2 protein-coding genes are annotated in these 4,003 nt (G+C 79.2%); one reads left to right on the top strand and one right to left on the bottom strand.

Going from position 1 to position 4,003, the window contains the following annotated elements:
- Positions 1–203: 203 nt before the first annotated feature.
- Positions 204–1,295 carry a LacI family DNA-binding transcriptional regulator gene (locus tag ACFWEK_RS19680; RefSeq protein ID WP_430555134.1) on the bottom strand — a complete coding sequence of 364 codons (1,092 nt, stop codon included), beginning with the start codon at positions 1,293–1,295 and terminating at the stop codon, positions 204–206.
- Positions 1,296–1,375: 80 nt separating this feature from the next.
- Here ACFWEK_RS19680 and ACFWEK_RS19685 point away from each other — a divergent pair.
- The coding region (locus ACFWEK_RS19685) for a substrate-binding domain-containing protein (RefSeq protein ID WP_430555135.1) at positions 1,376–4,003 on the top strand (2,628 nt) is incomplete at its 3' end.

Genomic DNA, 4,003 nt, shown 5'->3' on the forward strand with positions numbered 1-4,003 from the left:
GCCCCGTGGCAGTCCCCGTCGTCGTCCCCGTTCCGGCGCACCCTTGCGCCGTTGCCAAGCTGATCGCACAGGAGCCTCCTGGTTCGTCAGGTGCCCGGGCCGTCGTGGCGGGCGCGCCGCCCCGGGAGGCCGGGCGTCGGGCCGTCGGCGCCGACGACCCCAACCTGGCAACCGTCGGCGCCGCGGGACAGCGCGCGAAACGTTTAGGCGGGGGCGGGCGCCGTGGAGCCGCGGATGACGAGCCGCGCGACCGCGTCGGGGGTGCCGGCGCGCCCTGGGTCGTCGGGAACGCGGGCGTCTCCGCCCCCCAGCAGGGGACGCACGACGACGGCGGCCGCCGCACCGAGCTCCTCCCACGGGCGGGACACCGCGGTCACGGCGGGGTGCACCAGCCGACAGACCGCGGAGTCCTCGAGCACCAGCACGGACAGGTCCCACGGCACGCTCAGGCCGCGCTGCCGCGCCGTCTCGAGCACGGCGAGCAGCGCGACGTCGCCGTCGGCGACGACGGCCGTGGGGCGGTCCTCGGTGGCGAGCAGGCGCGCGGCGCCGGCGGCGGCGTCCTCGACGGTCCGGTACTCGACCCGGTCGACGGCGGCACAGGTGCCCGGTCGGACGCGCGCGTCGTCGGTGTCGAGCGCGTCGAGGAAGGCTGCCGACGGGTCCTCGTGGGCGTCCCGTGCGAGGAGCGCGACCCGGGTGTGCCCGAGGTCGCGCAGGTAGCGCGCCGCGCGCTCCTCGGCGTCCCCGGAGAACCAGACCGCCTCCGCCGCGGCGCCGGGCCCGCCCGCGCGCGGCGGCGCGAGCGGCACGAGGGGCAGGCCGCCGCGACGGGCCGCCCGGGCTCGCGGGTCGTGGCGCGTGAGCCCCGTGACGACGAACGCGGCGTGCCGCCGCTCCGACCACGCGTGCTCGAGGTTCCGGGCGGCGGCGGCGCGGTCGGGGGCCACGTCGACGACGACGTCGGTGGCGGGCGCGTCGTCAGCCACCTGGAGCGCCGATCGCAGGCCGAGGGCGACGGCGGTGGCCCGCGCGGCGTCGGCCGGCCCGACCGCCTGCACCGAGGCGCTGTGCGGGGCCGAGCGCAGCGACCGGGCTGCGGCGCTCGGCCGCCAGCCCAGGTCCGCGGCGGTGCGCAGCACGTGGCGCCGGGTGCGTTCGGACACCCCGGGTCGCCCGTTGAGGGCGTAGGAGACGACGGCGATCGAGACGCCCGCGGCGCGCGCGACGTCGGTGATGGTGATGCGTCGGGTGCCGACGGCGGGCACGGGCCCGGGCCGGCTTGGCGTGGTCACGCTCCCACACTGTGCCGGGAATCGGTGCAGAATGCACCCGGGAACGTGCGCGGTACTCGACGGCGAGGACGGTGGTACGGATGACGACGGTCGGTGCTCAGGGAAGGGGCCCCGTCGGCGGGCCGCGGACGATCGGGGTGGTCAGCCCCGTGCTCGGGGGGTACTACTTCGGGCGCGCGCTGGCCGGCGCGGCGCGGGTGCTGCGCGCCGGGCGGCACCGGGTGGTGGCCCTGCAGACCTACCCGGCGGACCTGGACCGGGCGGAGTTCCCGGCGGTGCCGCGACGGCGCACGCTGGTGGGCGGGTCGCGGTGGGACGGGCTCATCGTCGTCACGAGCGCGCTGGAGGACGACACGCTGCGCGAGCTCCATGACGCCGGCACGCCGCTGGTGCTCGTCGGGGTCGGCCCGGTGGACGGGGTCGCGGCCCCGAGCCTCGGCCCCGACAACTCCGGCGCGGCGCGGGCCGTCGTCGACCACCTCGTCGCGCACGGCCACCGGCGGATCGGCTTCCTCGGTGCCGCCGACCAGACCGACACGCGCGAGCGGTACGACGCGTACCGCGACGCGCTCCTGGCGCACGGTATCGAGCCCCAGGCCGAGTGGCACTACCGCACCCGGGACAACCAGGAGGCGGGGGCGCAGGCCGTCGCGCGGCGCCTGGTGGAGACCGGCGACGGGACGCTGCCGACGACGGCCACCCTGGCCGCCACCGACCGGAACGCCGTCGGCTTCATGCGCGGGCTGCGGGCGCAGGGCCTGCCGCTCCCGGAGGTGCAGGCGGTCGTCGGCATCGACCACTCCGACCTCGGGGCGCGGATCCGCCCACGCCTGTCGACCGTGGACCTGCTGCACGACGCGGTCGGCGAGCGCGCCGCCCAGCTCGTGCTGGCGATGATCGCCGGCGAGCGCGTGACGGGGGAGCACCGCCTCGGTCGGTCGGCGCTGGTGCTGCGCGAGTCGTGCGGCTGCGAGGCGGGCGCACGCGGGCACGTCGTCGTGACCGGGACGGCCCGCGGCGAGTGCGCCGCGCCCGACGACGCCGCGCCCGACGACGGCGCGCCCGCCGCGCCGACGGAGGCGTCGCCCGGCCCGGCCCCGGGCGCGGACCCCGGCCTGGACGACGTCGCGCCCGTGGTGCTCGCGCGCGAGCACGGGCGGGACGCGTGGGTGGCTGCGGTGCGTCAGGTGCTGGCGGCGGCCGCCGACCGCGGGCTGCGCGCCCCGGCGCCGGCGCTGCGCGCGCTCGCCGACGCGACGGCCCGGCTGCGCCCGTCGCCGGACGCGCTCGAGCAGCTGGTGCCCGCTCTGCACGTCGAGGCGGCGCGGACCGTCCGGAGCCACCGGCGCGCCGCGGCACGCCGGCTGTCGGGGCAGGGCGCGGCGGTGCCCGCCCGGCGCGGGTCGGCGCTCGGCCCGGCCGCCCGCCGGACCGCGCTGGAGACGACCGTGCGCGACGTCGTGGTCGCGCTCGCCCGGGGGACCGTCGCGGGCACCCTGGGCCGGGCCGGGCGCCTCGAGCGCGAGCTCGCGGAGCAGTACGAGGTGGACCTCGAGATGATGCGGGCGGACGGCGACGCCCTGCGCAGCCTCGACTGGCTGCCGCGCGGCCACGGCGGGGTGGCCGCCCTCGCGCTCTGGGTCGACGACGCCGACGTGCCGGGCGGCCGGGCGCTGCAGGTGGTGGGCGCCCGCGGGGGAGCGGCCGGCCCGAGACGGCTGGTCGGCGGGACGTACGCGCCCCAGCAGTTCCCACCGCCGGAGCTCCAGGACCCGGCGTCGCCGACCGTCGTGGTGCCCGTGGGGTTCGGCAGCTCCGACCGCGGCGTGCTGGTGGTGAGCGGCCTCGTCGACACCCGCGCGACGAGCACGCGGGCGCGCTACAACCACTGGGCGGCCATGCTCGGCGTGGCCCTCGACGCGGAGGACACCCTCAGCGCCCTGCAGGCCCAGCGCCGGGAGCTGGCGGAGGCCGCGGAGCGGGAGCGGGTGCTGGCGCTCGAGGTCGCCGCCGGGCACGAGCGGACCGCGCTGGTGTCCATCGCGTCCCACGACGGCACCTGGGACTGGGACGTCGAGGCGGGCCGCGTGCGCTACTCCGACGCGTGGGCCCGCATCGTGGGGTGCGACCCGTCCGGCGTCGGCGACGACCCGCAGGAGTGGCTGGGCCGGGTGCACCCCGACGACGCCCGCCGCGTGCAGTCCGCGGTGGCCGCGCAGCTGTCCGGGTCGCACCAGCCGCTGGACGTCGAGCACCGGGTCCGCACCGCCGACGGCCACCACGTCACGGTGCGCTGCCGCGCCGTCACCGTGCACGACGCCGGGGGGCGCGCCGCCCGCATGGTGGGGGCGATGGCCGTCGTCTCGGACGTCACCCTGTTCCGCAGCGAGCTGCGCGAGCGGGTGCTGGTCGACCCCGGCACCGGGCTCGTGGCCCGCGAGCTGTTCGTCGACCGGCTGGAGCGGGCGATCTCCCGCGCCCGTCGGGTGAGCGCCTACGGCTGGCAGGTCCTCGCCGTCGCGTTCGCGTCGCCGCCGCCCGCCCTCGCGCTGCGCCGGCTGCACGGCGAGCTGGACCCCGACGACTGCGCGTACGGGCCCGCGCCGCGTGACGTCGTCGTCCTGCTCGACGGCGCGGACGCCGCCGCGGCCCGCGACCGCGCCGCCCGGCTGCGGGGGGTGCTCGGGGCGCGGGCCGTCGTCGAGCAC

Origin of the sequence: Isoptericola sp. NPDC060257 (genome assembly GCF_042726645.1) — a bacterium.
Classification (GTDB): Bacteria; Actinomycetota; Actinomycetes; order Actinomycetales; family Cellulomonadaceae; genus Isoptericola; species Isoptericola nanjingensis.